We start from the raw sequence: 25,523 nt of genomic DNA, 5'->3' as shown, positions 1-25,523 counted from the left end.
CCTGGTCGGCCTTATTAGAGAGGGAGCGGCGGGTCCGGTGCCCTCTCGCACGATATCCTATGCCGCCCGTTCAGATGCACGAGGACCTTGCCTGGCCGAGCCCGAACGGCAGCTTGATATCCCGCAACCGACACCGAGAAATCGGTTGCGCTGCTGATGGTTTCCAGAAGTTCACCCCCAGCTTCTGGCTCTTCAGACCAGACCTCTATCCGGAACGAATGTTCTGATGCACCTTCGCCACGAGCACTGCCCTCGCCCACGGTGTAGCCGCTGTCGCTGCGGACGAGATCGATCCCTTTTCTGTGCTTCATCGAACATACTCGGCGTGCGGAATATGTTCCTATTTTGTTCTCGCGGATATGAATGTCAACACTTCTTCGGGATCGTCCCCAGTCTTCAACGAAAGATATCGGACATCCGGAAGAGCGGACCAATCGCGAGGACGGTCGACATCGATCACCGCGTATGGCTGCGAAGGTTCCAAGGCATCTGCAACATACGGTCCGGCATCGATCACGACGGCAGGATACCGAACCTCATCGCCGACCCGGACTCGGAAGTTGATCAGTACGCGCATGCCGGTGCCTCGAACCGTTGGCCTCAGGATCGCGGCGATATCGGAGATTAAGAGGGATCGGCCTTGCGTCGATCCCTCCAAGGGGACCGGCTGACCGTCAAGGAATTCGTAGCGCCCGGGTTGTTGCACTTCCCATGCCAGGAATTCGTCAATCGTCATTCTGGTTGCTCGCGGATGTGCCGGAGGGTAAGGTCAGTCATCTCCAAAGATGTCAGGATGCCGTCACGACCAAGGGCCGCAATTAGCTCCATTGTCTCGTCACCTTCGATGCCTTCTATTCGACAGAGCTGATCTGCCAGCCACTCCGGATAGCCATTGCGGTCGACAACCCCGTGCTGTTCAGACAGCTCCAAGACCTCCCGCGCGACCGTCATTCCTTATCCCATCGATACCGATCAGGGTTTCGAGCAACACGATCTTCAGTAATCGACCCGGACTTTTCCTCGGCGATTTCGAACCCGATCCGCGACATCAGGAGCTGTTCGTAGAACTCAAGTTCGTCCGGGTGCACCGACTTCATGAATTCGGCTTGCTCAGCTGGAGTGCTGTCGAGAAACACGGCATACTTATCAAGATCGCGCAGTCGGAAACCCGGGCCGGTAGGCATGCGCTTGATGCGAAGATTTCTATTGACCACGGCATGGTGTTCTTCGAAATCCTCGTTAATCTCTATCAACAGACGTTGTTGCTCAGGTGTCACGATGCACCTCCTCGATCCGTCCGTCAGGAAATTCGCGGACGATCTTCTTGCTGATCATGTAGACGCCGGGCAGCATGCGCTTTCTCGATCTCGGTGCGGCCCATCCTCTTTATGGCAGGCATCGCTTCGTTAATGAGTTTGGTGATCATCATTGATCTAGCTACGGTCAGCCCATCGCCCTTTGCTGTTTGCCCATTCGACATATTCCTTTGTGTCTGGTTTGGGGATCGCGTTTAGATCGGGCTCATCCGACATAGTACCAAAGTGACAGTACAATAGGAGCGCGAGGAAGATTAGCCCGATACCCCATGCGAATATAAGCAAGCCACTAACCACGAACATCAGCATTCTTTGCTTAGAATTTGTGGTATTATACCATTTTTGCATATCGATCACACCTGTAGTTTATATTTCATTGAAAAGTCCTGTCGGCGGATTTGTAACATGCAATCTGTGTAACAATCATTCAAGTCCAGTTCGGCGATGACGAGATCGATCCGCATGTTGTGGCATCCAACAATTTCGAAAAACGGGTTCAGGTCCAAGGTCCTGGACAGCGATCACTCTTCGACCGGCAAATGGCTCGTTCCGATTCCGATCCCTGATGTCGGTCTGGTCTGGGAAGATATCGAAGATGCAGCCGTCGGCGGCAGGCTCTTGGCGGTAAAGAAATCGACGCATGAGCTGGTCCGGAGGATCGGTCATCATCTGGTTTGTGTCTACTGCTCGGCGTCGGACGAGCTTACTGTAGCTGAGACCTTGCGGACGTTGCGAGAGATCGATGTTGAAGGCGATCTGCGATACAAGTCAGACCTAGCGACGTTCGATGGTCGCGAGGAATACCTATATAGCTCGTCGGAATTCGAGGCTCTTCTTCCGAGACCGTGAGTATAAATCTCATTTTAAGCAAATGCTGATATACTTTTGTTCATGGTCAAGCGCCCTAGTAAGCCATCATCAAAGCCCCTCCTCCGTGAAGCAGAGACCCCGCTCAAGGGCAGCCGTCGCCGACGCCGCAATCCCGAGCAGCCAGCACTCCCATTCGACCCGATGCCGGATCGTATTGAGCCGTGCCTCGCGCTCTTGAAACCTACCGCACCAAGCGGGCCGGACTGGGTTTATGAAATCAAATGGGATGGATATCGCGTAGCTGTCCACCTCGATTATGGCAAAGTCCGTATCATAACGCGAGGCGGACATGATTGGACGCACCGCTTCCCAACAATCCAAGCTGCCGCAAAGGCCCTGCCCGTCGGGACCGCCATCATAGACGGTGAGGCCGTTGTCCTGGATGCGATGGGACGCTCGGATTTCGGCGCTCTTCAGCAAGCTTTAGGAGGACGGATCGGCAAACGATCCGCCGACGAAGCCCTCTTTATGGCGTTCGATCTTTTGTATTTCGACGGACACGATCTTCGAGGTCTCGAACAAGAGAGCCGTCGCCAACTCCTAGAAGACTTGATCCCGACTGAGGCTGATGGCGGCGTCCGCCTATCGCAAGAAATCGAGGGTGATGGCCCGGCGATCCTCGCTGCTGCATGCGAGCACCGGCTGGAAGGCATCATCGCCAAGCGTCGGGGCGAACCTTATCGGTCTGGTCGAGGCGGCGAGTGGATTAAGATTAAGTGCATCCAGAGCGAAGGTTTCGCGATCATCGGATATGAACGCTCTACTGCGGGCTTCGGTGGGATCGGTCGGCTGCTTCTAGCCGCAATGAAGAGTGGCAACCTGACTTACGTTGGCGGCGTGGGCACCGGTTTCAATGAGCGGTCTGCGACGGAGTTACGCAAACAGCTCGATGAGATCGTGGTCGACAAGCCTGTGGTCGACACCGGAAGGAAAAAGCGGGATGCCGCGTATGTTCGGCCGGTGCTGATTGCCGAGGTCGAGTTCAGGGCATGGACTGCCGACCGGAAGCTGCGGCATGCGAGCTTTAAGGGGCTGCGTGATTCGGATGACGCAGAGGCGATATTTGAGATTGGCGACTTCTCTTAAAGGTTGCTCCCGCCTCATGAGAATTGGCAAGAACGCCGCTCTGTTCGCGTAGTCACCGAGCCTTTTATCCCGGTGTTTATCCCGGTGGAGATTTTGAACCAGTATTAGCAGAATCGAAAAACCCCGCCGGAGCGGGGCTTCAGACTGGTCGGAGTGGAGTGATTCGAACACTCGACCCCCACGTCCCGAACGTGGTGCGCTACCAGACTGCGCTACACTCCGTGACCAGCGGCGCTTCTATAGAACAGCCTATCTGGTTGCACAAGCACCAAATTCCAAAAAGCCGGCGGAAATTTTGACGGGGTTGTGACAGGTCGGGAGGTCGGCGGCTGCAGCAAAAAGACACACCTGCTGCAAATCGAACTTAAGTCTCAATGGGGCAATTTTCTTTTGCCGGGTTCCGCGCTAAAGGGCAGACGGGACAGGCGAAACCGCTCACGGGGGCGGCTTGCCAGCCAATGCGCTAGAGATCAGGGACGACACGATGAATTTCCGCATGATGACCGCGGCCGGGCTTGCCATTGCGCTTGCCGGATGCACGACCATTCCCTCCGCCGGCAATCCGATCGAGGCCCGCTGGGTGGGCAAATCGGCCGGCGTCTTCTTTGCCGCCTACGGGCCGCCGATCAGCGACAGCGAGCAAGGATCGAGCACAATCTATACCTGGCGGGGCGGCTACAAGACCGTGCGCATTCCGGCGAAATATGCCGAAGGCGCCGATGGCAAGCGCGGCAAGCAGATCGCGTCAGCCCGCACCGCCTATCTGCGCTGCCAGGCCGAAATCACCACCAACTCCGATTACACGATCCGCGACATCCGCACCGTCGCCGACATCCCCGGCGTCAACGGCCCGTCCTATTGCGCAGAGTTTCTGGCGCCCGAACAGAAGTAACGGACGGTTTCCTCGGCACGGGGCCATTGTTGCCTGGTGCCGAGAGCCGCCCCTCATCCGGCTGCCGCCACCTTCTCCCCGCTCGCGGGGCGAAGGGACAACGCCGCGACCTCTCCGTTCCACACCAACCTCTGGCAGGGCACGTCCCCTCGCCCCGTTTACGGGGAGAGGGTTAGTGTGAGGGGCTGAGATTTCAACAATCTCATAAGCCGCGCCCTTACGCCGCCTGCTCCCCCTGTGCCGCCATCTCCACCAACTTCCGCGCCGCGACGAAATCCACCTTGCCGGAGCGGAGCACCGGCACCTTGCCGATGGTGACCTCGGCCGGCACCATCATGTCCATGGCGCCCTTGGATTCGGCGAAGGCGAGGAATTCGGCGCGGGTGGCTGTGGGGGCGTCGGTCAGGAGCACCAGGCGCTCGCCCTTTTTGGCGTCGGGTGGATGAAATCCAACGCGGCGACGGACGATCGTCGCGGTCGTTCGAGGATGTGCACCGGACGCCTGAGGCAGCCGGAGACGCAATGTTTGCGTCATCGCGCCGATCAAAAATTGGGCTGGTCCTAGGCTCTTGAACGGTCCGCTGTCGCCCACAATATCATTTCGATCAGGATCATTGGTGGCGTGAAAGGAGGAAAAAATGCCGCTGAACGATGTCCCATGGGTTCGGCCGGTGAGACTCCGGTTGCAGTGCGGTTTGGAGCGCGCCTTCACAAGCGTCTACGACGCCCTGGATTTTCTCGAAAACGAGTGGCCGCTGCGTCATGGAGAGCGCCATGATCGGGCGGTGAAGACGTGTCGCGGTGCCCTCAACGGCATCATACCGAGCATGGTCGCGCGGGAGGCTTTTGTCGCAGCCTGCCTCGAAGCCGGCATGCCGACGGTGCTGACCCCCTGGAAGGCCAAACCCGCCGCGCATCCGCCCAGGCCGGCGCGTCAGGTTGGCGACCGATATCAAAGACGCCAGGCGCATTGACGCGAGGAGAGCGCGAGCAAAGCTCAGGATGCCAGCGCGCGGCGTGACGCCGCTTCCGCCCAGCCGATGCTGGCGGTCTAAAACGTCAGCCGCAGTTGCGGTTCCGCGGCCGGTGCTCGTCCTTCCAGCGAAGAGAGGGTGACGCCGAGCAGCCGTATGCCCTTTCGCGGCGGAAAGATCGGCGCGAGCAGCAGGTTGACCAGATCCTCGAGGTCGGCGATTGCCGGCAGGGGTGTCAGAACCGTCTTGCTGCGCGTGATCTGGCTGAAGTCGGCATATTTCACCTTGAGCGTCACTGTCTTGGCGGCGATGCCGTTGGCCTCGCAGTAAGCCCACACCTTTTCGATCAGCGGCTGGAGCCCTTCGCGAGCAGGCTCGAAGGCGTGGAGATCCTCTGAGAAGGTATCTTCCGCGCCGACGGATTTGCGCACCCGGTCGGGCTTGACCTGGCGCTCGTCGATGCCGCGGGCGATGCCGTAAAAATAAGGCCCCGACTTGCCGAAATGCTCGACGAGGAACTCCAGTGTCTTCTCCTTGAGATCGGCGCCTGTGTCGATCCCGAGTTGATGCATCTTCTCAGTGGTCGCCGGTCCGACTCCATGGAATTTCCGGACGGGAAGCTGCTCGACGAAGGCCGGCCCGTTCTTCGGCGTGATCACAGCCTGGCCGTTCGGCTTGTTGAGGTCACTTGCCATCTTGGCAAGGAACTTGTTGTAGGAAATCCCGGCCGACGCGTTGAGGCCGGTGACTTGCTTAATCTTGGCTCGGATCTCCAGAGCGACCTCGGTGGCGATCGTCATGCCCTTCAGATTTTGCGTCACATCGAGATAGGCCTCGTCGAGCGACAGCGGCTCGATCAGCGGCGTGTATTCGGCAAAGATCTCGCGGATCTGCTGCGACACCGCCTTGTAGACGGCAAAGCGCGGCGGCACGAAGATCAGGTCAGGACATTTGCGCTTGGCGGTCACAGACGGCATTGCCGAGTGAACACCGAATTTGCGGGCCTCATAGCTCGCCGCCGCCACCACACCCCGGGCGGCCGACCCGCCGACGGCAATCGGTTTGCCGCGCAAGTCCGCATTATCGCGCTGCTCGACCGACGCATAAAAAGCATCCATGTCGACATGGACGATTTTCCGGATCGGGGGTGAGCTTGTCTCGTTCATGGCGGCTTCAGCGATCGCGATGGGATCGGCCTCTGAAATTGCGCGCCGAAACAAAAACAGAACATAGCAGGCTTGGAATGCGATATCAACGATTCCAGTCGGCCGCCGGGACCGCCGTCGAAACTACCAGCCGCCCAAGGCGTTCTCATCCTGTGGACATCGATATCAGGAGGCAGCCAATGGCGGACGACAGCACGACCACGATCCGAGCCAGGTTCGAAACACGCGAAGCCGCCGACCTGGCGGTCGAACATCTGGTTCAGCAGCATGGGATTTCGAGGCCCGACATCTTTATCCAATCGGCAAGCGACCGGAACAGCGCCGGCTCGGCGCCATCAGGCGGGGATGCCTCTCATGACGATGGCGCCCGTCGCGATGCGCCACTCGAAAGCGAGATCGAGGTCTCGGTGGATATCGCATCCAGACAGGTCGCCGCCGTCCAGCGCAGTCTCCGAGCTGCCGGCGCAGTGCGTGTATCGAGCCGCTGAGCGCGGCCGATAATCTCTCGAAATCCGCGCCGAGCGCAATTTCAAGACGACCAGCCGCGCGACGAAATCGTCCTAGCCTCACGATGACGGGCTGTTCTTCCAGGTCAGCGCAAAGACGCGCAGCCAGTTGTCGAAAGCGATTTCGACAGGGTCTGCCTGTCGATCCTGCGGGGGATCACCGCGCCGGCGCCCGTCTCAAGACCCCTCCCCAACCCCTCCCCACAACTAGGGCATATACATATCTCGCAAAGCCCATCCATCGGCGACGGCTCGAAAGTATTTGAGGCCGTTGAAGAAGGTGATTGGGCCCGGCGGCTTGGCCGAGGCGTAGCCGTTCCAGCCGCCGAGCTTGGCGATGATCCAGGCGGCCCAAGCCAGCGAGGCCTTAGAGTGGGGATTGGACTGCAGCTTGGTTGTGCCCTTGAAACGGCTTTCGAGGGCGGCGAGGGTATCGATCTCGGCTGCCGTGAAGGTCAGGCTTGCCGGCTGGTGATCGCCGCCGCTGCGGGCTTGGACGAGCTGGAGGACGATTGCTGCGGCCTTGGCGGCGATGGCGACGAGCTTTTCCAGCCGTGCCGCCAGATGCAACTGGCTGTCCTCGATCTTGAAGCCTTGGTTCTTCATCACCCGAAAGAACTGCTCGATCATCCAGCGCTGCTTGTACCAGGCGACGATCTGCCAGGCATCGGCCGGGCTGCTGAGCCAATGGGTGGTCAGGAGCAGCCAGTGCAAGGGCTCGACACCGTCGGGGGCGGCCGGTTCAACGATCTCGACCCAGCTCAGCCTGACGCCATCGGGCAGGCCGGCCTCGCGCAGGTTTTGCGGCCGCCGGATCGTCGCTTCGCCGAAGCGCAGGCACACCGTCGCCTGCCGCGCCGGACGGTCGGCGCGCTCGCGCAGATCAATCGTCTGAGTATCGCAAAACGCCACCGTTTCGACCGCGCGGCGCAGTTTGGAACCGTCGATGAGCGCATGGTCATGCATGACGCGCGACAAAAGATCGAAGCGCCGATCGGGCAGGCGCGCCCACATGATGAAGAAGTCACCCTCCCAGTCGGCGATCGCCGTGACCCGGGCCGCACGCGAAAGCACCAGTTTGGCCGCCTCTGCCGTCTCCACCCAGCGCCGCGATTCCTTTTCGTTCAACGGCCGCTCGGCATGCGGCGTAAGCTCTTCGCTACCCCGCGTCCAGACCCGGCCGCCCACCAGGCCAAGGCAGCTGCCGGTGTCGGCATCGAGCGCCAGCATCGGATGCAGCAAAAGGCCAAAGCAATTGCCTTTTTTGATCTTGCCCAATTCCCGCCGGCTGTCCGGCGTCGTCGCAAACTTGATCTCGCTGGTGTCCTGCAGCGCCAGCACGTGGCGACCCTCAACCGCAGACCGGGTCTCTTGGCTCCAGCCGGCAATGATCTCTTCCACGCTCACCGCACTGTTGTTGAGAAAACGCCCGAACCGGATCTCCTGCGAATGGTTGCCCTCGGCCAACTGGCGAAGGCAAACCGTCTCGCGCAGCACAATGCGACGGAGCAGCACCGCCCCCCTTTATCGAGACGACGATCTCCAAACCGGCCCAACGAAAAATCATGCCCTACATCCATCGGCGACGCTCCCAAATCAAAACGTCGCCAAAACAATCATACGGCCCGCAGTAAAGGAATCCGACCCCCGCAAACCGAGTCAATCCGTCGCACCGACTTATGTATATGCCCTAGCTCCCCACAAGGGGGAGGGGCTAACGTGCCGCACTGCTTCACGTGACCCCGCATCGTACCAAACTAACGGTAACAGCCGGCAGGACCTCTCCTTTGGTCGCCGCCGGGACCACGGCTTGGCCCCTCCCCCTTGTGGGGAGGGGTTGGGGAGGGGTCTTGCAACGCGCCTGCAACAATTCCGGTTTGCGCCTGAGGCCTGCCACACGACGCCTACGCCGCCTCCCCCGGCTGCACCGCACTTTCCGCCAACTTCCGCGCCGCGACGAAATCGACCTTGCCGGAACCCAGCACCGGCACCTTGCCGATATTGACCTCGGCCGGCACCATCATGTCCATGGCGCCCCTGGATTTGGCGAAGGCGAGGAATTCGGCGCGGGTGGCGGTGGGGGCGTCGGTGAGCAGCACCAGGCGCTCGCCCTTCTTGGCGTCGGGCAGCGAGGAAACGACGGAGAGAGCGCCCGGCCAGAGCTCGGCGGCCAGCGTCTCGACGGCGGCGAGCGAGATCATTTCGCCGCCGATCTTGGCGAAGCGTTTGGCGCGGCCGCGGATCTTGACGAAACCGTCCTCGTCGATGGTGACGATGTCGCCGGTGTCGTGCCAGCCGTCGACGAGCGGCTCGAGTATGCCGGGCTTTTCGGCGCGGAGATAGCCGGCCATGACATTGGCGCCGCGCACATGCAGCCGGCCGCCCTCATCGATGCCGGGCACCGGTTCGAGCTTCCATTCCATGCCCGGCAGGATTTTGCCGACGGTGCCCGACTTGTTGTACATCGGCGTGTTGATCGAAATCACCGGCGCCGTCTCGGTGACGCCGTAGCCTTCGAGGATGCGCAGGCCGAATTTTTCCATATAGGTCTGGCGGGTTGCGGCCTTCACCGGCTCGGCGCCCGAGAAGATATAGCGGATCGAGCGGAAGTCGTAGGGATGGGCCGTCCTCGCATAGCCGTTGAGGAAGGTATCGGTGCCGAAGATGATCGTGGCGTTGGAGACATAGATCAGCTCCGGCACGATGCGGTAATGCAGCGGCGACGGATAGAAATAGACCGGCACGCCCGAGATCAGCGGCAGCACGGTGCCGGCCGTCAGCCCGAAGGAATGGAACACCGGCAGGATGTTGAACACCTTGTCGCCGCTGTGGAAATCGATGCGGGCAGCGGCCTGGGCGGCATTCGACAGGATGTTGCGGTGGCTGAGCACCACGCCCTTCGGCGTGCCTTCGGAGCCCGAGGTGAAGAGGATGACGGCGGGATCGTCCGGCCGGCGCTTGACCAGCGGCCGGCTCTTGCGGAGAAGACCGATGATCTTGTCCTTGAATGAGATTTCAGCCCGGAGATCGTCGAGCCAGACGATCGTCACCTGCTTTTCCATCTCGGCAATCACGGGCCCGAGCTTCGCCTGGGTGACGAAGGCGCGCGAGGTCAGCACATGCTTGACCTCAGCCGCCTTGCAGGCGGAGAGGATATTGGCGGCACCGGCGGTGAAGTTCAGCATCGCCGGCACCTTGCCCGCGGTCATCACGCCCAAAAGAGTGGCGGCGGCGCCATTGGCATTCGGCAGCATGACGCCGAGGTTGTTTTCCGGGAACATCGTGCGGAATTTGGCGCCGAGCACGGCAGCCCCGGTGAGCAGCTTGCCATAGGTCAGGCGGCCGGTGACCGGATCTTCGACAGCAAGCTTCTTCATGCCGAATTCGTGGCCCGCCTGAATGACGCGGTCGAGCACGGTCGACGAGGTATCGGCGGTCCGGAACAGCAGGTTCGACATCACCTGGTAGAGGGCGGCACCCGCCGCCGTGCGGCGCTTGCGGCCTTTCAGCTCCGGCGGCACATCGAGCTTCACCGGCTCGAGAATGGTGACCTTGACCTTGGGGAACAGCCGGCGGCGGATCTTGCCATTGTCGAGATAGGAGAGATAGCTCTTCTCCAGCCCGTCGATCTTTACCGGCACCACCATCGAGCCGGTCTTGTCGGCGACCATGGCGGCACCATCATAGACCTTCATCAGCGTGCCGGTCACCGTCAGCCGGCCCTCGGGGAAGATGCCGATCGGGTTGCCGTCCTGCACCACCTTGATAAGCGAACGCGTCGCCATCGGCTTTGTCGGGTCGAGCGGCAGGAATTTGCACATCTTCAGGAAGGGCCGCACCCACCAGGCCTGGGCGATCTTGTAATCGACGGCAAAGGTCGGCTCCTCCTCGGTGATGGCGAGCGCCAGGGCGCCATCGAGCAGGCTGACATGGTTGAGCGCGATGATCGGCGCGCGGCCGGCCTTCTTGATATTCTCAAGCCCTTCGACCTCGAGGCGCATGAAGGCGCGGAACAGGATCGAGATGAAATCGCGGAAGGGATTGGTCGGCAGCATCTTCAGCATCAGCCAGGCAACGGCGAAATTGATGATGCCGAGGCCGATCAGGATCTGAGGGATGGAAGCGCCCATCGCCTGGACGGCGGCAACGAGGCCGAGGCCGACGGTGATGAACAGCGCCGAGAGCACATTGGCGGCGCCGATGACGCGGGCGCGACGGTCCTCATGCGCCCAGGTCTGCAGGGCGGCGAAAGTGGGAACGGCGATGAAGGCGCCCGAGATTGCCATGCCGGCGAGATCGATGGCGACGCGGATGGTATTCTCGCCAGCGAAGAAGGTGGCGATCGTCGTTGCATGGCTCACCGAAGCCAGGCCCCAGAGGTTCCAGGCGAGATCGAGGCTGAAGAGGCCGAGCAGCGCCGTGCCGACAGGGGCCGGCAGCAGCACGATGCGGCCGGAGGACATCCAGGCGGCAATGGCGGAGCCGACGGCGACGGCGATGGCAAAGACGGTGAGATAGGCCGGCACGACGATCTCGGAGCCGCCGAGCAGCTCGGTCACCATGGTCGGCAGGATGGAGAGGACGAAGGCGCCGACCAGCCAGAACCAGCAATTCATCAGCGCCGAGCGCCACAGGCGTTTGTCCTGGCGGATTTCCATGATGAGGGTGTAGCTGGAGCGGATGACATTGCGGTCGATCTGAAGATCCGGCGCCTTGGAGCCGGTGGGCGGGATCATCCGGCTCGCCAGCCAGCAGAGCACCGAAAGCCCCATCATCATCGTGCCGAAGATCAGCACATTGTCGCCGCCTGAGAAGGCGAATGCGGCGATGATCGTGCCGGCGAGGATGGCGATGAAGGTGCCGCCCTCGATCCAGGCATTGGCCTTCGGCAGGTCGCGGCGTTCGAGATGATCGGGCAGGATGCCGTATTTGATCGGCCCGAACAGCGCCGAGACGATGCCGAAGCCGAACAGCGCCGCCATCAATACGAAGATGGACGAGAAGGCCAGGCCGATAACGGCCAGGGCGGCGACCGCGATCTCGCAGCGTTTCAACAGTTCGGCCACCTTGGCCTTGTCATGCTTGTCGGCGAGTTCGCCGCCGAGTGCTGACAGCAGCAGGAAGGGCACGATCAGGATGACGCCGGCGAGCGTCACCAGGGCAGCCCCCTCGCTGGCCGACATCTTGAAGAGAATGAGGAACACCAGGGTGTTCTTGAGGAAATTGTCGTTGAAGGCCGTGAGGAACTGGGTCCAGAACAGCGGCGCGAATTTCCTTGAGGTCATCAGATTGTGTTGCACGGGCTCGTTCCTCTTTCGGCTGACACGAGAAGGCCACAGAGTTGTTACGCAAAAGTTGAATGCGTCAACAACTCTGCGCTGTGGTTAACCAAGATCAATCTTCATCGCTACGATTGAACTTGACGAGCAGCTTTTCGGTGCGGGCATCCTCGACCTTGCGGATCAGCTTCTCGGATTCGGCGTTGTCGCGCAGCGTCTTGGTGATATTCACCGTGGTCTGCACCATCATCAAAATGCCCATGGCGAGATAGCCTTTGCCCCAGAGATCGAGCGGCATCATGTAGAGGCCAAGCGCCAGCATGAAGGCGGCCGAGCCGAAGGAGATGTAGGAGAAGCTGACCCAGCTTGCGGAATGTTTCTGGAAACTGTCGTTCATTGTCTTAGTCCCTAAGGTTCGATGGATGAATGGTTGGATGGATGCGGTTTCAGGCAGCAGGCGTTATGCGGCTCTTCAGCCGCGCCAGTACATCATCGGCGGATGAGCGCAGCGGCGCGCCGAAGCCGGCATTGGCAAGCTTCTCGATAATGCCGGCCGGGCGGATGGCGCCTTCCATGTCCTTCAGGGCAGCCGCCGTCAGATCATTCTGGCTCTGGCGCAGGCGAAGGCGCGCCAGGGTCTCTTCGGCATCGTCGAGCGTCGCAAAGCCTGGGCCGGCGATGGCAATATCGAGCTTCTGCGCCTCCTGCGTGGCACGCGCCAGCCGCTCGCCGCGCTGCAGCTCCTGCAGCCGTGCTTCGGAGGCACGGACGATGCCCTTCAGCTTGTCGATCGCCCCGGTGAACTGACTCTGCGCCTTCTCGGACGCATCGCGCTCGGCTTCGAGATAGGCGATCGCCTCGGCCGCCTCGCGGGCCAGCCCCTCATTGCCCTTCGCCAATGCGGCGGAGGCGCGGCTCTCCAAATCGGAGATGCGGGCAACGATAGCCCCGTGCTGCCCCTTCTCCTGCTCGTTCTGGGCGATGGCGACCGCGACACTGCGCCGCGCCGACTGGATCGATTGGGCGGCATCGCGGATCTGCTGGGAAAGCAGCGGCACGGCGTGGCAGTCGGCGAAAGCCTGTTCGGCATCATGCACCCTGCCCCGCAACAAAATGGAAATCAGTTTGAACATTTCCTTCCTCCGGTTTATGAACGTTGTTCACGAGAGGTGTTATGCCAGAATCATGAACGTCGTTCAAGATAAATTTTGAACGACGTTCAAAAAATCGAAGTGGAATGGTAAATGGCTGGTAGACGAGAGGAAAAACGCGAAGACCTGAAGGCCCGGCTGATCGAGGCGGCGCGTGAGCGGATCGCCAGGGACGGGCTTGATAATCTCAGGGCCCGCGACATCACCCAGGATGCCGGCTGCGCGCTCGGCGGCCTCTACACGGTCTTTTCAGACCTCGCCGAGCTCGTCATCCACGTCAACTCCGCGACGCTGAAGGCGCTGGAGGCGAGGCTCACCCTGCCCGAGACCCGCGACAAACCGCCGACCGACCGGCTGCGCAACCTGGCGCAGGGTTACCTCAGCTTCGCCGTCGAGCACCGGAACCTCTGGAAGGCGCTGTTCGAGCACTTCCCGCCGGAAACCAGCCCGACGCCGCAATGGCATCTTGACGAGCACCTCTTCCTGATGGACGTGATCGCCGAACCGCTGGCCGAACTGCAGCCCGACATGCCCGCGCAAGACCGCGCCATCCGCGCCCGCACCCTCTTCGGCGCCGTGCATGGCGTCATCAGCATCAGCCTCGAAGGCCGCTTCGTCGGCCTGCCGCTGGAGCGGCTGGCGCGCGAGGTGGACGAACTGGTGCAGACGATCGCGGCGGGGGCGGAGCGGCGGCGGGGGTGATGGGGGTGATTTCGTTGGTTTAGTGGTGGGACGCCACCCCACCCTCCGTCATCCTCGGCCTTGAGCCGAGGATCCATGCCCGCTGCTGATGTATGCGGTCGCCAACCTCTCGCATGGCACGTCCCCTCGCCCCGTTTTCACGGGGGTCCGAAGGACGGGTCGAGACGAGTGGCTCGACCCCGGTAGGTTAGGCTGAGGGGCAGCAATCGGCACGAACGGGGCCGTAAATCCTCACGCTGAGAGGACAGACCTGCGAAGCGCCACCAGCCATATTACCGAGCGGGAAAATTCATTAGTCTCAACCCCACTCTACATGCCGAAATATCCCGATCGGTAATTCCCGGGATCCTCACCTGCGCCGGAGCGGAACCCACACCCCAACTCCCGCATTGAGCAACCAGCTAACGGCTGCTTGACTGCCCAACCCGCACGCCCGCGAAAGGAAACCCCATGAGCCGCATCTTCATCACCGGTTCCACCGATGGCCTCGGCCTTGCCGCCGCTCGCACCCTGATGAAGGAGGGCCACGAGGTCGTGCTGCATGCCCGCTCCAGCGAGCGCGCCTCCGATATCTCCGAGATTTCGGCTGCGGCGCTTGGGCTCGTGATCGGCGATCTCGCCAGCGCCGTCGAAACGCGATCGATCGCCCTTCAGGTCAACACTATCGGCCGCATGGACGCCGTCATCCACAATGCCGGCATCTACCTCGAAAGAAGCCGGGGCGAAACGCCGGAAGGTCACGCCAAGACGCTGGCGGTGAATGTGCTTGCCCCCTACCTGCTCACCGCCTGGACCACCCGCCCCGATCGCCTCATCTATCTCACCAGCGGCATGCACCGCGGCGGCAGCAGCGCCCTTGGCGATATCGACTGGAAGAAGCGGCCATGGAACGCCAGCCAAGCCTATTCGGAAAGCAAGCTCTACATCGCCACCCTCGCCGCCGCCGTCGCCCGCCATTGGCCGGATGTTTTCAGCAACGCCGTGGACCCCGGCTGGGTGCCGACAAAGATGGGCGGCGCCGGCGCGCCCGACAACCTCGAAATGGGGCATCTCACGCAGACGTGGCTTGCGACGAGTGAGGACGAAGCTGCGAAGGTGAGCGGTGGTTATTGGTACCATCGCCAGCAGCGGGAGGCGGCGCCGGAGGTTAGCGATCCTGGGTTTCAGGATGCGTTAGTGGAGAAGCTGGCGGAGTTGACTGGGGTTCGGTTGTTTGAAGAGCGCGGGTGAGGCACAGCCGGCGCCTATTCGCGAACAATTCGCAGCAGCGGCTCAAAGCTGTATAGAGCCGGACGCCTGCCTGCGGAGGGCTCCAATGTCTTAACCAGCTCCTTCTCGACCAGGATGCGCGTGAACCGGTGTGCAGTTGCTTCCGGAATCCCCGATTTGCTTGTAAATACGTTGTTCCGGAACACGGGACGCGAGAACAAAAAGTCGAGCGCCGAGGTGCTCCATTGAGATGTGAGGATCTGCGGAAATTCCCGCTTGAGCTCGTCGTAAAGATCACGAATCCGTTCTGCGGTCGCAAGATTCTTATTCGCCTGGGTTTCAAGCGCCTCTAGAAAGAACACAATCCACTCGGTCCACGCACCTGATTTCGAAACCTCGCGCATCCTGTCAATATATTCGTCGCGTCGATCTTCGAAATAGCTGCTGATATAGAAGTGAGGAGCGGATATTGCTCCATATTTCCATAGCATTAGCGTGATGAGCATTCGCCCGATTCGGCCATTGCCGTCCTTAAAAGGATGCAATGCCTCAAACTCAAGGTGGGCGACGGCCGTCTTGATCAGTATCTGCCAATTCCTATCCTCGACGAACGAGAAAAGTCGCTCCATCCCATCATTAAGCTGCTCTGGGCGCATCGGGACAAAATGCACTTTGCGGCGCATGCGGTCGGCCAGGTAATTTTGTTCGATCTTGAACTCACCGGGAGAAAGATGTGCACCTCGACCAAAGCCGAGCAGAACCTTGTGAGCGCTCTTGATAAGGAAGCTTGAAAGGGGCGCGCCTTGCTCGATGCTGCGCTGCGCCGCGGTCAGGGCTCGGCTATAGAGGAAGACTTCGATCGCTTCATTCCGATAATGGCCTTCCGGCTCGTTACCGCTTTCCTCCTGATCTGCCTCATACCGCAGGACTTCGTCGAGAGTGCTTACGGTTCCTTCCATTCGGGATGAGACGACAGCTTCCTGATTGCGCAATGGCGCAAGCAGGATTTCACTATTGTGCATGCCTTTCAGCATCTGATCATAACGGGCAAGCGCGGCTGATGCCGAGGCGATCGGCATTATAAGCTGGTTGGCATCAATCCTCTCTGGAGGAAACTGATCGTAGTGGTATTCTACAGCATCTGATAGGTCGAGAGGATGTTGGACCATATTTGACTTCCAGATTTCGCGAAATTTGCAAGGCAAATAGCCTTGTCTGCACCATGATCAACTCAAGGGCGTTTGTCTATCAAAAAATGCAGATATTGATAGACAAGCAGTTTTGAGTTTGATTCGTGACAGTCAACCTGGCTTGAGGTCTGAAATCGCTATTCTTTGAGAGTCAATGAGCTCGCACCAAAGCTGGCAACGAGAACGGGCAAACGCGCGACGACCGCGAAAGGAAACCCCATGAGCCGCATCTTCATCACCGGTTCCACCGATGGCCTCGGCCTTGCCGCCGCCCGCACGCTGATGAAGGAGGGCCATGAGGTCGTGCTGCATGCCCGCTCCAGCGAGCGCGCCTCCGATATCTCCGAAATTTCGGCTGCGGCGCTCGGCATCGTGATTGGCGATCTCGCCAGCGCCGTCGAGACGCGATCGATCGCCCTTCAGGTCAATACCATCGGCCGCATGGACGCCGTCATCCACAATGCCGGCATCTACCTCGAAAGAAGCCGGGGCGAAACGCCGGAAGGTCACGCCAAGACGCTGGCGGTGAATGTGCTTGCCCCCTACCTGCTCACCGCCTGGATCACCCGTCCCGATCGCCTCATCTATCTCACCAGCGGCATGCACCGCAGCGGCAGCAGCGCCCTTGGCGATATCGACTGGAAGAAGCGGCCGTGGAACGCCAGCCAGGCCTATTCGGAAAGCAAGCTCTACATCGCCACCCTCGCCGCCGCCGTCGCCCGCCATTGGCCGGATGTTTTCAGCAACGCGGTGGACCCCGGCTGGGTGCCGACGAAGATGGGCGGCGCCGGGGCGCCCGATGACCTGGAGATGGGGCATCTTACGCAGACGTGGCTTGCGGCAAGCGAGGAGGAAGCTGCGAAGGTGAGCGGAGGTTACTGGTATCATCGGCAGCGGCGGGAGGCGGCGGTGGAGGTGACGGATCCTGGGTTTCAGGATGCGTTGGTGGGGAGGCTCGCCGAACTGACTGGCGTCCAGCTTTTCGCAGAGCGGGGGTAAGGCACGACCGGCCGGTTATCGGAATTGCCGGCGCTTGTTCGGTGCTCGAACGGATCTTTAAGATTTCGAGTAAGCTGAAGCTCAACCGACACCTTCGGCAAAAAGTTCATCGACGTCTCTGTCTGATGTCGGTGGCGCAAGCATGGCGCAGTCGGCACGCAGCTCGCCAATCTGTCATCCGACTTCGACCCGCGAACCTACGGTTTCCGTAAGCTGAGCGACCTAGTGCGCAAGACGAGTGCATTCGACATCGAACAGATGCAGGGCGGCCATCTGCGAATTCGCCTCAAGCAGCCAACTTCAAAGAAGTAGTGCTTATGTGACTAACGGAGCTCGCTGGCTGACGGAGCACATGTGAGCGTTGCTTCACTCCGGTTGCGGGATGATTGAGCACCTTTTGACCTTGCCCCGCTCAAGCGGTCAACCCGCGACGCGATATCTATATCTTTGTAAAGATATCAATACGATCCTATGGTTATCTTTATAATGACATGGGAGACGGCCCGCGCCGCTTCATGCGGCGCAAAGATCAGGAATAAAAGCGAAATTGAGTGTGGCTGGGGCGCCTGGATTCGAACCAGGGATGACGGTACCAAAAACCGTTGCCTTACCGCTTGGCGACGCCCCACCAGAGCTTGAGCGGAAACCGCCTGCTCAAATCGACGCCTGATTAGCAAAGCTCTTCGCCTGTCACAATGACTAAGTTTAACCCGGCGCAGATTTATATGCGCGAGCCGCCCCCGCCGTGCTAGGAATTGGCGACGTCATCGGCCCGAGATCATTCCTTCATGGACAGTCCCGCATTCGACCTCGCTTTCGAGCCGGCCTATGGGCAGGCCGTGCCGGTTGTTTCAGGGGTCGAGCGGGTTACAGTGAACAATCCCGGGCCTTTCACCTTTTTCGGCACCAACAGCTATATCGTCGGCTCCTCCTCGGTCGCGGTCATCGATCCCGGGCCGGAGGATGAGGCGCATTTTCAGGCGCTGATGGCGGCGCTTGGCGGCCGCGCGGTGACGCATATCTTCGTCAGCCACACGCATCGCGATCACTCGCCGCTGGCCAGGCGGCTGCAGGCGGCAACGGGGGCGGTGACCGTCGGGCAAGGGCCGCACCGGCCGGCGCGGCCGCTGCGCGAGGGCGAGATCAATCCCTTCTCCGAAAGCTCGGATCTATCCTTCGTGCCTGACATTGCGATCGGCGATGGCGAGACGATTTCGGGCGATGGCTGGGCGCTGAGCGCGGTGCTGACGCCGGGGCACACGGCCAATCATGCCGCCTTCGCGCTTGATGGCCGTGACATCCTGTTCTCAGGCGATCACGTCATGGCCTGGTCGACTTCGATCGTCGCGCCGCCGGATGGCTCGATGGCGGATTACATGGCCTCGCTCGAGAAGCTGATCGAGCGCCAGGACCAGCTGCTGCTGCCCGGTCATGGCGGGCCGTTGACGGACCCCGCAAGTTTCCTGCGGGCGCTGAAGGCGCATCGGCTGGGGCGCGAGCAGGCGGTGCTGGCGCGCATCCGGGCGGGCGATCGTGGCATCGCCGAAATGGTGAAGACGATCTATCGCGATACCGATCCGAAGTTGCATGGGGCGGCCGCCCTTTCCGTGCTCGCCCATATCGAGGATCTCTTAGAGCGCGGTATGATTGCGGCGGATGGGCCGCCTTCGCTTGCCGCCAGCTACCGGCCGGCGTAAGGGAGATGAGGGGGAGAAATGAGCATGGGGCGCGCCGAATACAGCTATCGCGAAGATCCTGATGTGCCTGATTTTGCCGATGACCGGCCGCTGATCGTCTTCGATGGCGAATGCGTGTTCTGCTCCGGCTGGGTGAAATTCGCGCTGAAACATGACAAGCGGCAGCGATACCGTTTCCTCGCCGCGCAGACGCCGCTCGGCGAAGCGCTCTACCGGCATTACGGGCCGCACGCGCGCGACTATGAGACCAATATCCTCATCGAAAACGGCCGCGCCTTCTTCAAGTCCGATGGCTCGATCCGCATGGTGGCGGGCCTCGGCTTTCCCTATTCGCTGGTCGAGATCTTCCGGCTGCTGCCGCGGCGGGCGGCCGATGCGCTCTATGAATTCATCGCCCGCAACCGGCTGAAACTTGCCGGCCGGCAAAGCTGCATGGTGCCGACGCCGGAGCAACGGCGCCGCTTCATCACATGAGCGAGGACCGGTTTTCGCTGCTCATCATCGGCGGTTACGGCACCTTTGGCGGGCGGCTTGCCCGGCTGCTTGGCGATGAACCGCGGCTCAGGCTGCTCGTTGTCGGGCGCTCGCTTGAAAAGGCCGACGATTTCGTTGCAGATCTCCGGACGCCGAAAGATGGAGCCGAGGGCCTGGGAAGCAACAATCTCGGCGCGATGGTGCAGGCCGTCAGCTTCGACCGAGACGGCGATCTCACCGAACAGCTGACGCGGCTGAGGCCCCATCTCGTCGTCGATGCCTCGGGGCCGTTCCAGACCTTCGGGAAGGATGCCTATAAGGTGATCGAGGCCTGCATCGATCTCGGCATCGATTATGCCGATATCGCCGACAGCACCGGTTTCGTCGCCGGCATCGGTGGGCTCGATGCGACGGCCAAGGCCAAGGGTACCTTCGCTCTGTCGGGACTGAGCAGCCTGCCTGCGCTTTCCTTCGCGGCGCTCGAGACGATGGCGCCGCATTTCTCCCGGATCGACAGTGTCGCGGCGGGCATTGCCCCATCGGCGCATGTCAAGATCGGGCTCAATGTCGTGAGGGCGATATCAAGCTATGCCGGCAAGAAGATCACGGTGCTGCGCGATGGGCAGCCGGCTTCCGGGCGCGGGCTGATCGATGCGATGCGGGTGACGGTGGCGCCGCCGGGGGTTAAGCCGCTGCGCAGCCGGAAATTCCTGCTGGTGGATGCGCCCGATCTCAAGCTGCTGCCGGCGCGTTTTGCCGATCTCAAATCGACTTTCACCGGGGTCGGCACCGAGCCGCAGCCGCTGCAGCACCTGCTCAGCTTCTCGGCAAGGCTCGTCCGCCTCCGGCTGCTGCCGTCGCTGCTGCCGTTTGCGCGGCTGCTGCAGCGGGCCAGCCACGCTTTCGCGATCGGCGAACATCGCGGCGGCATGTTTGTCCGCGTCGGCGGCGTCGATCACGCGGGACAAAGACTGACAGCCGGCTGGCATCTGATTGCCGAAGGTGATGACGGGCCGTTCATTCCCGTGATCGGCGTCGAAGCGCTGGTGCGCCGGCTGCTGACCGGCATGCGGCCGGAGAATGGGGCGCGGCCGGCGGCCGGCGAATTGCAGCTTGCGGATTTCGAAGCGGCCTTCCAGCGGTTTTCGATCACGTCCGGCATCACGATGGAAAACGAGGAGGCACGCCAGCCGCTCTACCAGAGAATCCTCGGCAGCGCCTGGGATCAGCTGCCGCCCGCCCTCGCCGCCCTGCATGCCGGCGGCGCCCGCGTCGCCTCCGGCCGGGCGCGGATCGAGCGCGGCGGCGGGCTGCTGGCGAGGATCGTCGCGCGCCTGATCGGCTTTCCCCCCGTGGGCGAGGATGTGCCGGTCACGGTGCGCTTCGCCGCCGATGGCAACAAGGAGATCTGGACACGCGATTTCGGCGGCACGATCTTCCGCAGCTGGCAGGTCGAGGCAAAGGGCCGCGAGCGGCATCTGCTCGCCGAGGTCTTCGGGCCGTTCCGGGTGCTGATGGCACTGGCGCCGGATGGGGAAAAGCTGCGGCTCGTGGTGCGCGGCTGGCGGTTTTTCGGGATTCCGCTGCCGATGTTTCTGGCGCCTGGCGGGGAGACCTATGAGGAGGAGCGGGATGGGCGCTTCCACTTCCACGTGGAGATCGGCGGGCGGCTGACGGGGTTGGTGGTGCGGTATACGGGGTGGTTGGTGGTGGAGTGAGGCTGCCCTTCGCGCGGGTGGCAAATGCGCCGTTCGGTTTGCGCGGATAGCTGCCCCTCACCCTAACCCTCTCCCCGCTCGCGGGGCGAGGGGACGTGCCCTGCGAAAGGTTAGTGGGGAACGGAGAGGTCGCGGCGATTCCCCTTCTCCCCAGCGGGGAGAAGGTGGCCCGAAGGGTCGGATGAGCATCTGTGTTTGGTGTCAAGGTGGATTTGGTGTCCAGATGCGGTTTTTGGTGATGAGGGTGTTTGCCAGGACGATGAGCTTTCTCATGACGGCGACGAGGACGACCTTATTGGGTTTTCCGACTTTCTTCAGCCTTGCGGCGAAGCGTGCGAGGTCCGGGTTGTGACGAGAGGCGGACAGGGCGGCCATGTAGATGGCGTTCCTGGGTGCTGGGCGTCCGCCCCTGATGGAGCGATGTCCGGCCCGCTCGCCACTTTCGCAGGCAATCGGCGCAAGGCCGGTCAGCATGGCGGCCTGCTTGCCGGAGCAGGCGCCAAGTTCGCAAAGGCCAGCGATCAGGCTTGCGGCGGTGACGGCTCCGATGCCAGGAATGGAGATGAGGATGTCGAGGCGGCGGCGCATCTCGGGATCGGCGCAGATGCTGCGCTCGATCTCGGCGTCCAGTCTTGCGATATGGGTGTCGAGCGCGGCAAGCCGGCGCGTCAGTTCCTTGCGCAGGAAAGCGGTCACGGCCGTCTTCATCCGGTTGGACAGGGCGGTGCGTTCGCCATTGGCGGCAGATCGGGCATTGACCAGTTCCTGCAGGGTTTCCAGCGCTTGGTCCGGCGGTGGGGTCTGTGCGGGCTTGAGGGCTTCTCCCATGATGGCCAGAAACCGCGAATCGAGCCGATCGGTCTTGGCGAGAAAGCCGCAGGCTTTGGCAAACAGCCGGGCGCGCAGCGGATCGACGACCGACACGTAAAAGCCATCGGCATGCAGCGAGCGCTGGACGGCGCGATGCCACTTGCCGGTCGCTTCCATGACGATACGCAGCGCCGAGCGCGGCATCTGGTCAAGCGCATCGAGCTCCCGCTTGAGGCGGCGCAGGCCGGCCGTGTCGTTGGTCACCCGAAAACTGCGGCCGAGAGGATGCAGATGAATGTCCAGCCACTCTTTACAGACATCGATGCCGACATAAACTGTCGCCATCGCGGTGCGTTCGGACGATACCTTGCCTTGCATACGGGACCTGCTCCCCACTATCTGTTCAGGACAAACGCGAAGGACGGGCGGACCAGGCTCATCCCCGGTTCACGCCAAGGGGGTTACGGTCCCGCCCGTCCGACCCCTGGGGGATGGCCATCCCCCAGGGGTCGCACCCATCATCAACGGATGCAGTTTGAACATGCAAGGGGGCCGCACGGCACGCCCTCTCATCTTAACTATCCCGCCATGCCGACGCGAGCGCGGTCGAATCCTGCATGAATGTTGTTGGTAAGACCGGCTTCGCCGGCCCCCTCATCCGCCCTACGGGCACCTTCTCCCCGCTGGGGAGAAGAGGGAACCGAGAGGTCGCGGCATAATATCCCCTTCGCCCCGTTTACGGGGAGAAGGTGGCGGCAGCCGGATGAGGGGCTACACGGCACACACCTCTCGTAATAATCTATTCGGCGACTGAGACGACGCGAGCGTTGTGGAACTCACATGGTGTTGTTGAAAAGACCGGCTTCGCCGGCCCCCTCATCCGCCCTACGGGCACCTTCTCCCCGCTGGGGAGAAGAGGGAATCGAGACGCTGCGGTACAAGGCGTCGAGTCCGCCGCACCCTCTCCCGGCCCTTCGCTTGGGCTCAGGGCGTTCGCAACTGCAATCGATTCACTGGATCGATTGCTGCCGCCTGCGGCGGCACCGTTGCTCACCCACCCGCAATTCCCAGCAGCTCAGCATCCAGCGCCTTCAGATAATCGCCGGCGATCTCGGCGCTGAAGCCGAGGTCGTGTTGGCCGTAGCGGGAAGCGACGCGGATGTCGACGAAGGTGGTTTCGGCCTCTTCGCGCAGCCGAATGATGAAATCGAAGCGCAGGCCGAGGATCAGCGTGCGGGTGGTGCCCTGCAGCGTCACGCCGTTGACGCCGCGGATCAGCTTGGCGACATCGTTGTCATAGGGGCGCGGCGTCGGCACGGGGATGATATCGGGCGCATCGGCCACCGCATCGTCGCTCGCCTCCGGCGGCTTGACCGGTCTGTCCTCGGGATCGCGGCCGGGCTCGGTGTCGCCACTGCTCCTGGTGATGGTCATGCCGCTCATCTTGGCGACTTTGCGCACCGCTTCGAGCACGCGGTCGAGCGCGCCCTCATAGCGCCGGCCGGTGAGTTCGGGATAGGCGGCGAGCTGCTTTTCGCGATCCTCGGGCGTCACCTCAACCTTGCGCTTCAGCCAGATCTGGTTGAAATACGGCTGCGAAAGCCAGTCGGGTGCGGCGACCGGATCGGTGGAAACGTCATAGATATCAGGCAGCGTCAGGTAACGCTCGGTGGTATAGGCGCCAAAGGCCAGCGGAAAGGCGGCATAAATCAGCGCCGCCAGCGCCGCCAGCCCGCCTTCGGCCCCCGTCATCCAGAGGCTGCGCAGCCCGAGTGCGGCGAGCATGACAGCGAGAAGCGCGCCGCCGGCGGCGGCAATCAAGAGCAGCACCAGATAAGGTGTGGCGAGGCCACCGAAACGATGGGCGATCATAACAGCCAGCGCCAGCACCAGGGAAAACGCCCCGAGCAGCCGCGAAAAGCGGGCGGCGCTGGAAACGGGGCGGTCATAGCGGATGGCCATCAAACTTACCGGTTGCTCGTCAGCGCCCGCGCGTTCGACCACGCAAATCGCCTCAACCCTGTTTAGAGCATGATGCCGAAAAGTGTGAAGCGGTTTTCGGACGACATCATGCTCTATTCTTTGATTTAGATCGGGATTCAGATTTTAGGCCGGCCCGGCCTAAAGTCATCCGGATCTGGGGCAAGATTCGGCTAAATTGAAACGATTGTCTGAAGCATTGCGTTGGAATCCTGGGCGATGGCCATGGCGAAACGGGGCCTTCTCTATAAGCCCTTGCTGATATGTCAAAAAAAGGCCATTCTGCCGCGGTTTCATCTCCAGATACAGAGGAGAGACGGGATGATTTCACCCGAGATGGCAGCAAGGCCGCAGGCGTCCGCGCTTGGCGGGATCGACCACCAGTCCGAAACGATGCTGCCGCTGGAGCTGCTCGAGCTCGAACTTTCGCTCGAAAGTTATGCCGGCGGCGATACCGACTTCTGCGCGGCGGTGCGCCAGGCCGCCGCACGCTCCGGTGGCGAATTGCTGTTCGACCTGCCAGCCGGCGGCCTCGTCCAGGATTGCCGGCGCATCGCCGTGCTTCGCATTCCGGGCGATGGCCAGGAGATGCGCGTCGTGCTGGCGCTGCTCGATGATAACGGCACGGAAATCCGCATGCAGGCACCCGACGAAGAGACCGCGCCGCTGGTGCGTTTCGCCGATGCCTTCATCGAGGTGCTGCAGCGAATCTGAGTTTCATTTTTTTACGCAATTCCGGACGGAAAACCGCTTCACACTGTTCCTGGAATTGCTCTACCGGCGCTCGGCCGCAGCTTCGGCGACGCTGCGGAAGGGGAACTTGCGTCCGCATTCGCATTTGATGACGAAATTTTCCTGATGATTGGACGGCCGCTGCACGCCAAAGCCGCGCGGCAGCTGATCGACCTTGAAATCCGGATGCTTGCGCTTGGGATCATCGACTTCCGAGGCCTCGGCAAAGCCCTCATTGCCGCATTGCGGACAGTTCAGTTTTTTCGAAAATCGATCGCGAAGGGCCATGCTCGTTCCAAGGTTTGCAAGCTTTCCTCATACATAGGAATGGCCCTGATGCATAGAAAGGTTGGCCGGCAAAAGTGGAACCAAGTGCCAAGCCTGCCGTTCCTTTTTCGAAAAGGAGGCACTCATGCCCAACAAACACCCGATCCCGACACCCAATGCCGATACGCCGCGCGGCCCGACGCCGACATCAGGCACTCCCGATCGCATCCAGCAAAAACCGCCACTGACGCCGGCGCAGAATCCGGATGATACGAAGAACCCTCTGGATCCGCCGGTTGATCCGGCGCTGCTGCCGATCGGGGATCCGGCTGGGGCGGCGTGAAGGGTGAGCCGCAAAGTCGCGAATGCGCTGAGCGCAAGCGAAGGCAACAATGAATGGCGTGCCGTGCGGCCCCCTCATCCGACCCTTCGGGCCACCTTCTCCCCGCTGGGGAGAAGGGAATGTGCCGCAACGTCTCGATGCCCTCTTCTCCCCTCGGGGAGA

General features: G+C 61.5%; 25 protein-coding genes, 2 tRNA genes and 2 pseudogenes. 14 read left to right on the top strand and 15 right to left on the bottom strand.

Translation table 11 applies throughout. The features are described from left to right. Positions 1–340 precede the first annotated feature (340 nt). The 3 genes from N2600_RS03940 to N2600_RS03930 are packed head-to-tail and all read right to left on the bottom strand — an operon-like array spanning position 341 to position 1,277. Complete coding sequence (locus tag N2600_RS03940) at positions 341–736, bottom strand: Uma2 family endonuclease (protein WP_260298049.1); 396 nt, start codon at positions 734–736, stop codon at positions 341–343. Continuing rightward, entirely contained in the window at positions 733–951 is a 219-nt protein-coding gene (locus N2600_RS03935) for a hypothetical protein (protein ID WP_260298048.1), read from the bottom strand. Before N2600_RS03935 ends, N2600_RS03940 begins: the two co-directional genes overlap by 4 nt. Next, a complete protein-coding gene (locus N2600_RS03930) occupies positions 948–1,277 on the bottom strand; it encodes a hypothetical protein (protein WP_260298047.1) in 330 nt (109 codons plus the stop codon). Before N2600_RS03930 ends, N2600_RS03935 begins: the two co-directional genes overlap by 4 nt. 501 nt (positions 1,278–1,778) lie before the next feature. On the opposite strand from N2600_RS03930, the gene N2600_RS03925 reads away from it, so the two are divergent. Both N2600_RS03925 and ligD read left to right on the top strand, forming a co-directional pair. Next, a complete protein-coding gene (locus N2600_RS03925) occupies positions 1,779–2,165 on the top strand; it encodes a DUF1917 domain-containing protein (RefSeq protein ID WP_260298045.1) in 387 nt (128 codons plus the stop codon). A 42-nt stretch (positions 2,166–2,207) separates the two neighbouring features. Then, positions 2,208–3,272 (top strand): non-homologous end-joining DNA ligase, encoded by a 1,065-nt coding sequence (gene ligD, locus N2600_RS03920; protein WP_260298874.1) that lies wholly within the window; start codon positions 2,208–2,210, stop codon positions 3,270–3,272. 145 nt (positions 3,273–3,417) lie between these two features. On the opposite strand, the gene N2600_RS03915 is transcribed toward ligD, so the two are convergent. After that, positions 3,418–3,494 (bottom strand) — tRNA-Pro (locus N2600_RS03915). 262 nt (positions 3,495–3,756) lie between these two features. On the opposite strand from N2600_RS03915, the gene N2600_RS03910 reads away from it, so the two are divergent. Next, positions 3,757–4,164, top strand: coding sequence for a hypothetical protein (locus N2600_RS03910; protein ID WP_017963207.1), 408 nt, complete (start codon positions 3,757–3,759; stop codon positions 4,162–4,164). A gap of 217 nt (positions 4,165–4,381) precedes the next feature. On the opposite strand, the pseudogene N2600_RS03905 reads toward N2600_RS03910, so the two are convergent. Continuing rightward, a pseudogene (locus tag N2600_RS03905) lies at positions 4,382–4,603 on the bottom strand (hypothetical protein); the annotation flags it as partial. Positions 4,604–4,802: 199 nt separating this feature from the next. On the opposite strand from N2600_RS03905, the gene N2600_RS03900 reads away from it, so the two are divergent. Then, positions 4,803–5,138 carry a DUF982 domain-containing protein gene (locus N2600_RS03900; protein ID WP_260298043.1) on the top strand — a complete coding sequence of 112 codons (336 nt, stop codon included), beginning with the start codon at positions 4,803–4,805 and terminating at the stop codon, positions 5,136–5,138. Positions 5,139–5,215: 77 nt separating this feature from the next. Here N2600_RS03900 and dinB read toward each other — a convergent pair whose 3' ends face one another. After that, positions 5,216–6,304, bottom strand: a complete 1,089-nt coding sequence (gene dinB / locus N2600_RS03895) for a DNA polymerase IV (RefSeq protein ID WP_260298041.1) — start codon at positions 6,302–6,304, stop codon at positions 5,216–5,218. 179 nt (positions 6,305–6,483) lie between these two features. On the opposite strand from dinB, the gene N2600_RS03890 reads away from it, so the two are divergent. Continuing rightward, positions 6,484–6,792 carry a hypothetical protein gene (locus tag N2600_RS03890; RefSeq protein WP_260298040.1) on the top strand — a complete coding sequence of 103 codons (309 nt, stop codon included), beginning with the start codon at positions 6,484–6,486 and terminating at the stop codon, positions 6,790–6,792. 225 nt (positions 6,793–7,017) lie between these two features. Here the strand turns inward: N2600_RS03890 and N2600_RS03885 are convergent, their stop codons facing one another. The 4 genes from N2600_RS03885 to N2600_RS03870 form a co-directional block, all read right to left on the bottom strand. After that, entirely contained in the window at positions 7,018–8,325 is a 1,308-nt protein-coding gene (locus tag N2600_RS03885; RefSeq protein ID WP_260298039.1) for an IS4 family transposase, read from the bottom strand. 389 nt (positions 8,326–8,714) lie between these two features. Then, positions 8,715–12,110 (bottom strand): acyl-[ACP]--phospholipid O-acyltransferase, encoded by a 3,396-nt coding sequence (locus tag N2600_RS03880; RefSeq protein ID WP_260298038.1) that lies wholly within the window; start codon positions 12,108–12,110, stop codon positions 8,715–8,717. Between the two features lie 94 nt (positions 12,111–12,204). After that, positions 12,205–12,486, bottom strand: coding sequence for a YiaA/YiaB family inner membrane protein (locus tag N2600_RS03875; protein WP_260298036.1), 282 nt, complete (start codon positions 12,484–12,486; stop codon positions 12,205–12,207). 49 nt (positions 12,487–12,535) lie between these two features. Beyond that, the gene (locus N2600_RS03870; RefSeq protein ID WP_260298035.1) at positions 12,536–13,222 is read right to left on the bottom strand and encodes a PspA/IM30 family protein; all 687 of its coding nucleotides are present in this window, start codon (positions 13,220–13,222) and stop codon (positions 12,536–12,538) included. A gap of 111 nt (positions 13,223–13,333) precedes the next feature. On the opposite strand from N2600_RS03870, the gene N2600_RS03865 reads away from it, so the two are divergent. Further along, positions 13,334–13,942, top strand: a complete 609-nt coding sequence (locus N2600_RS03865; protein WP_260298034.1) for a TetR/AcrR family transcriptional regulator — start codon at positions 13,334–13,336, stop codon at positions 13,940–13,942. Between the two features lie 450 nt (positions 13,943–14,392). Next, complete coding sequence (locus N2600_RS03860; RefSeq protein WP_260298033.1) at positions 14,393–15,172, top strand: SDR family NAD(P)-dependent oxidoreductase; 780 nt, start codon at positions 14,393–14,395, stop codon at positions 15,170–15,172. Positions 15,173–15,186: 14 nt separating this feature from the next. On the opposite strand, the gene N2600_RS03855 is transcribed toward N2600_RS03860, so the two are convergent. After that, entirely contained in the window at positions 15,187–16,320 is a 1,134-nt protein-coding gene (locus N2600_RS03855) for a Fic family protein (protein ID WP_260298032.1), read from the bottom strand. 240 nt (positions 16,321–16,560) lie between these two features. Between N2600_RS03855 and N2600_RS03850 the strand changes: the two genes are divergently transcribed. Together N2600_RS03850 and N2600_RS03845 are read left to right on the top strand one after the other, a co-directional pair. Beyond that, positions 16,561–17,340, top strand: coding sequence for an SDR family NAD(P)-dependent oxidoreductase (locus N2600_RS03850; RefSeq protein WP_260298031.1), 780 nt, complete (start codon positions 16,561–16,563; stop codon positions 17,338–17,340). 132 nt (positions 17,341–17,472) lie between these two features. Beyond that, positions 17,473–17,652, top strand: a pseudogene (locus N2600_RS03845) (OST-HTH/LOTUS domain-containing protein); the annotation flags it as partial. 242 nt (positions 17,653–17,894) lie between these two features. Here N2600_RS03845 and N2600_RS03840 read toward each other — a convergent pair. Beyond that, positions 17,895–17,968, bottom strand: a tRNA-Gln gene (locus tag N2600_RS03840). Between the two features lie 160 nt (positions 17,969–18,128). Between N2600_RS03840 and N2600_RS03835 the strand changes: the two genes are divergently transcribed. From N2600_RS03835 to N2600_RS03825, 3 genes are read left to right on the top strand one after another with little or no spacing between them, the layout of a single operon-like run. Beyond that, positions 18,129–19,037, top strand: coding sequence for an MBL fold metallo-hydrolase (locus tag N2600_RS03835; protein ID WP_260298030.1), 909 nt, complete (start codon positions 18,129–18,131; stop codon positions 19,035–19,037). Between the two features lie 24 nt (positions 19,038–19,061). After that, complete coding sequence (locus N2600_RS03830; RefSeq protein WP_260298873.1) at positions 19,062–19,511, top strand: thiol-disulfide oxidoreductase DCC family protein; 450 nt, start codon at positions 19,062–19,064, stop codon at positions 19,509–19,511. Beyond that, a complete protein-coding gene (locus N2600_RS03825; protein ID WP_260298029.1) occupies positions 19,508–21,229 on the top strand; it encodes an SDR family oxidoreductase in 1,722 nt (573 codons plus the stop codon). The genes N2600_RS03830 and N2600_RS03825 overlap by 4 nt, the downstream gene beginning before the upstream one ends. A gap of 201 nt (positions 21,230–21,430) precedes the next feature. Here the strand turns inward: N2600_RS03825 and N2600_RS03820 are convergent, their stop codons facing one another. Beyond that, a complete protein-coding gene (locus N2600_RS03820; protein WP_260298027.1) occupies positions 21,431–22,417 on the bottom strand; it encodes an IS110 family transposase in 987 nt (328 codons plus the stop codon). 672 nt (positions 22,418–23,089) lie between these two features. After that, positions 23,090–24,001, bottom strand: coding sequence for a DUF1499 domain-containing protein (locus N2600_RS03815; RefSeq protein WP_260298025.1), 912 nt, complete (start codon positions 23,999–24,001; stop codon positions 23,090–23,092). Between the two features lie 339 nt (positions 24,002–24,340). On the opposite strand from N2600_RS03815, the gene N2600_RS03810 reads away from it, so the two are divergent. Beyond that, positions 24,341–24,733: a hypothetical protein gene (locus tag N2600_RS03810; protein WP_017963181.1), complete on the top strand. Its 393-nt coding sequence runs from the start codon at positions 24,341–24,343 to the stop codon at positions 24,731–24,733. Positions 24,734–24,793: 60 nt separating this feature from the next. Here the strand turns inward: N2600_RS03810 and N2600_RS03805 are convergent, their stop codons facing one another. Continuing rightward, positions 24,794–25,039 (bottom strand): hypothetical protein, encoded by a 246-nt coding sequence (locus N2600_RS03805; RefSeq protein ID WP_003546063.1) that lies wholly within the window; start codon positions 25,037–25,039, stop codon positions 24,794–24,796. Between the two features lie 124 nt (positions 25,040–25,163). Here N2600_RS03805 and N2600_RS03800 point away from each other — a divergent pair, with 124 nt between their 5' ends. Continuing rightward, a complete protein-coding gene (locus N2600_RS03800; protein ID WP_260298024.1) occupies positions 25,164–25,361 on the top strand; it encodes a hypothetical protein in 198 nt (65 codons plus the stop codon). The last annotated feature ends 162 nt before the right edge of the window (positions 25,362–25,523 follow it).

Source organism: Rhizobium sp. WSM1274, from assembly GCF_025200775.1.
Lineage (GTDB): Bacteria > Pseudomonadota > Alphaproteobacteria > Rhizobiales > Rhizobiaceae > Rhizobium > Rhizobium leguminosarum_I.
The sequence above is the reverse complement of the archived record's forward strand: the minus strand, read 5'-3'. Positions and strand labels throughout refer to the sequence as shown.

What these genes read in the sequence shown, in the direction of transcription:
- dinB (WP_260298041.1), bottom strand. Translation starts at nt 6,304, where the DNA reads ATGAACGAGACAAGCTCACCCCCGATCCGGAAAATCGTCCATGTCGAC.
- N2600_RS03850 (WP_260298031.1), top strand. Translation starts at nt 16,561, where the DNA reads ATGAGCCGCATCTTCATCACCGGTTCCACCGATGGCCTCGGCCTTGCC.
- N2600_RS03860 (WP_260298033.1), top strand. Translation starts at nt 14,393, where the DNA reads ATGAGCCGCATCTTCATCACCGGTTCCACCGATGGCCTCGGCCTTGCC.
- N2600_RS03875 (WP_260298036.1), bottom strand. Translation starts at nt 12,486, where the DNA reads ATGAACGACAGTTTCCAGAAACATTCCGCAAGCTGGGTCAGCTTCTCC.
- N2600_RS03810 (WP_017963181.1), top strand. Translation starts at nt 24,341, where the DNA reads ATGATTTCACCCGAGATGGCAGCAAGGCCGCAGGCGTCCGCGCTTGGC.
- N2600_RS03900 (WP_260298043.1), top strand. Translation starts at nt 4,803, where the DNA reads ATGCCGCTGAACGATGTCCCATGGGTTCGGCCGGTGAGACTCCGGTTG.
- N2600_RS03910 (WP_017963207.1), top strand. Translation starts at nt 3,757, where the DNA reads ATGAATTTCCGCATGATGACCGCGGCCGGGCTTGCCATTGCGCTTGCC.
- ligD (WP_260298874.1), top strand. Translation starts at nt 2,208, where the DNA reads ATGGTCAAGCGCCCTAGTAAGCCATCATCAAAGCCCCTCCTCCGTGAA.
- N2600_RS03940 (WP_260298049.1), bottom strand. Translation starts at nt 736, where the DNA reads ATGACGATTGACGAATTCCTGGCATGGGAAGTGCAACAACCCGGGCGC.
- N2600_RS03800 (WP_260298024.1), top strand. Translation starts at nt 25,164, where the DNA reads ATGCCCAACAAACACCCGATCCCGACACCCAATGCCGATACGCCGCGC.
- N2600_RS03870 (WP_260298035.1), bottom strand. Translation starts at nt 13,222, where the DNA reads ATGTTCAAACTGATTTCCATTTTGTTGCGGGGCAGGGTGCATGATGCC.
- N2600_RS03830 (WP_260298873.1), top strand. Translation starts at nt 19,062, where the DNA reads ATGGGGCGCGCCGAATACAGCTATCGCGAAGATCCTGATGTGCCTGAT.
- N2600_RS03935 (WP_260298048.1), bottom strand. Translation starts at nt 951, where the DNA reads ATGACGGTCGCGCGGGAGGTCTTGGAGCTGTCTGAACAGCACGGGGTT.
- N2600_RS03890 (WP_260298040.1), top strand. Translation starts at nt 6,484, where the DNA reads ATGGCGGACGACAGCACGACCACGATCCGAGCCAGGTTCGAAACACGC.
- N2600_RS03825 (WP_260298029.1), top strand. Translation starts at nt 19,508, where the DNA reads ATGAGCGAGGACCGGTTTTCGCTGCTCATCATCGGCGGTTACGGCACC.
- N2600_RS03855 (WP_260298032.1), bottom strand. Translation starts at nt 16,320, where the DNA reads ATGGTCCAACATCCTCTCGACCTATCAGATGCTGTAGAATACCACTAC.
- N2600_RS03865 (WP_260298034.1), top strand. Translation starts at nt 13,334, where the DNA reads ATGGCTGGTAGACGAGAGGAAAAACGCGAAGACCTGAAGGCCCGGCTG.
- N2600_RS03925 (WP_260298045.1), top strand. Translation starts at nt 1,779, where the DNA reads ATGTTGTGGCATCCAACAATTTCGAAAAACGGGTTCAGGTCCAAGGTC.
- N2600_RS03835 (WP_260298030.1), top strand. Translation starts at nt 18,129, where the DNA reads ATGGACAGTCCCGCATTCGACCTCGCTTTCGAGCCGGCCTATGGGCAG.
- N2600_RS03815 (WP_260298025.1), bottom strand. Translation starts at nt 24,001, where the DNA reads ATGGCCATCCGCTATGACCGCCCCGTTTCCAGCGCCGCCCGCTTTTCG.
- N2600_RS03805 (WP_003546063.1), bottom strand. Translation starts at nt 25,039, where the DNA reads ATGGCCCTTCGCGATCGATTTTCGAAAAAACTGAACTGTCCGCAATGC.
- N2600_RS03820 (WP_260298027.1), bottom strand. Translation starts at nt 22,417, where the DNA reads ATGCAAGGCAAGGTATCGTCCGAACGCACCGCGATGGCGACAGTTTAT.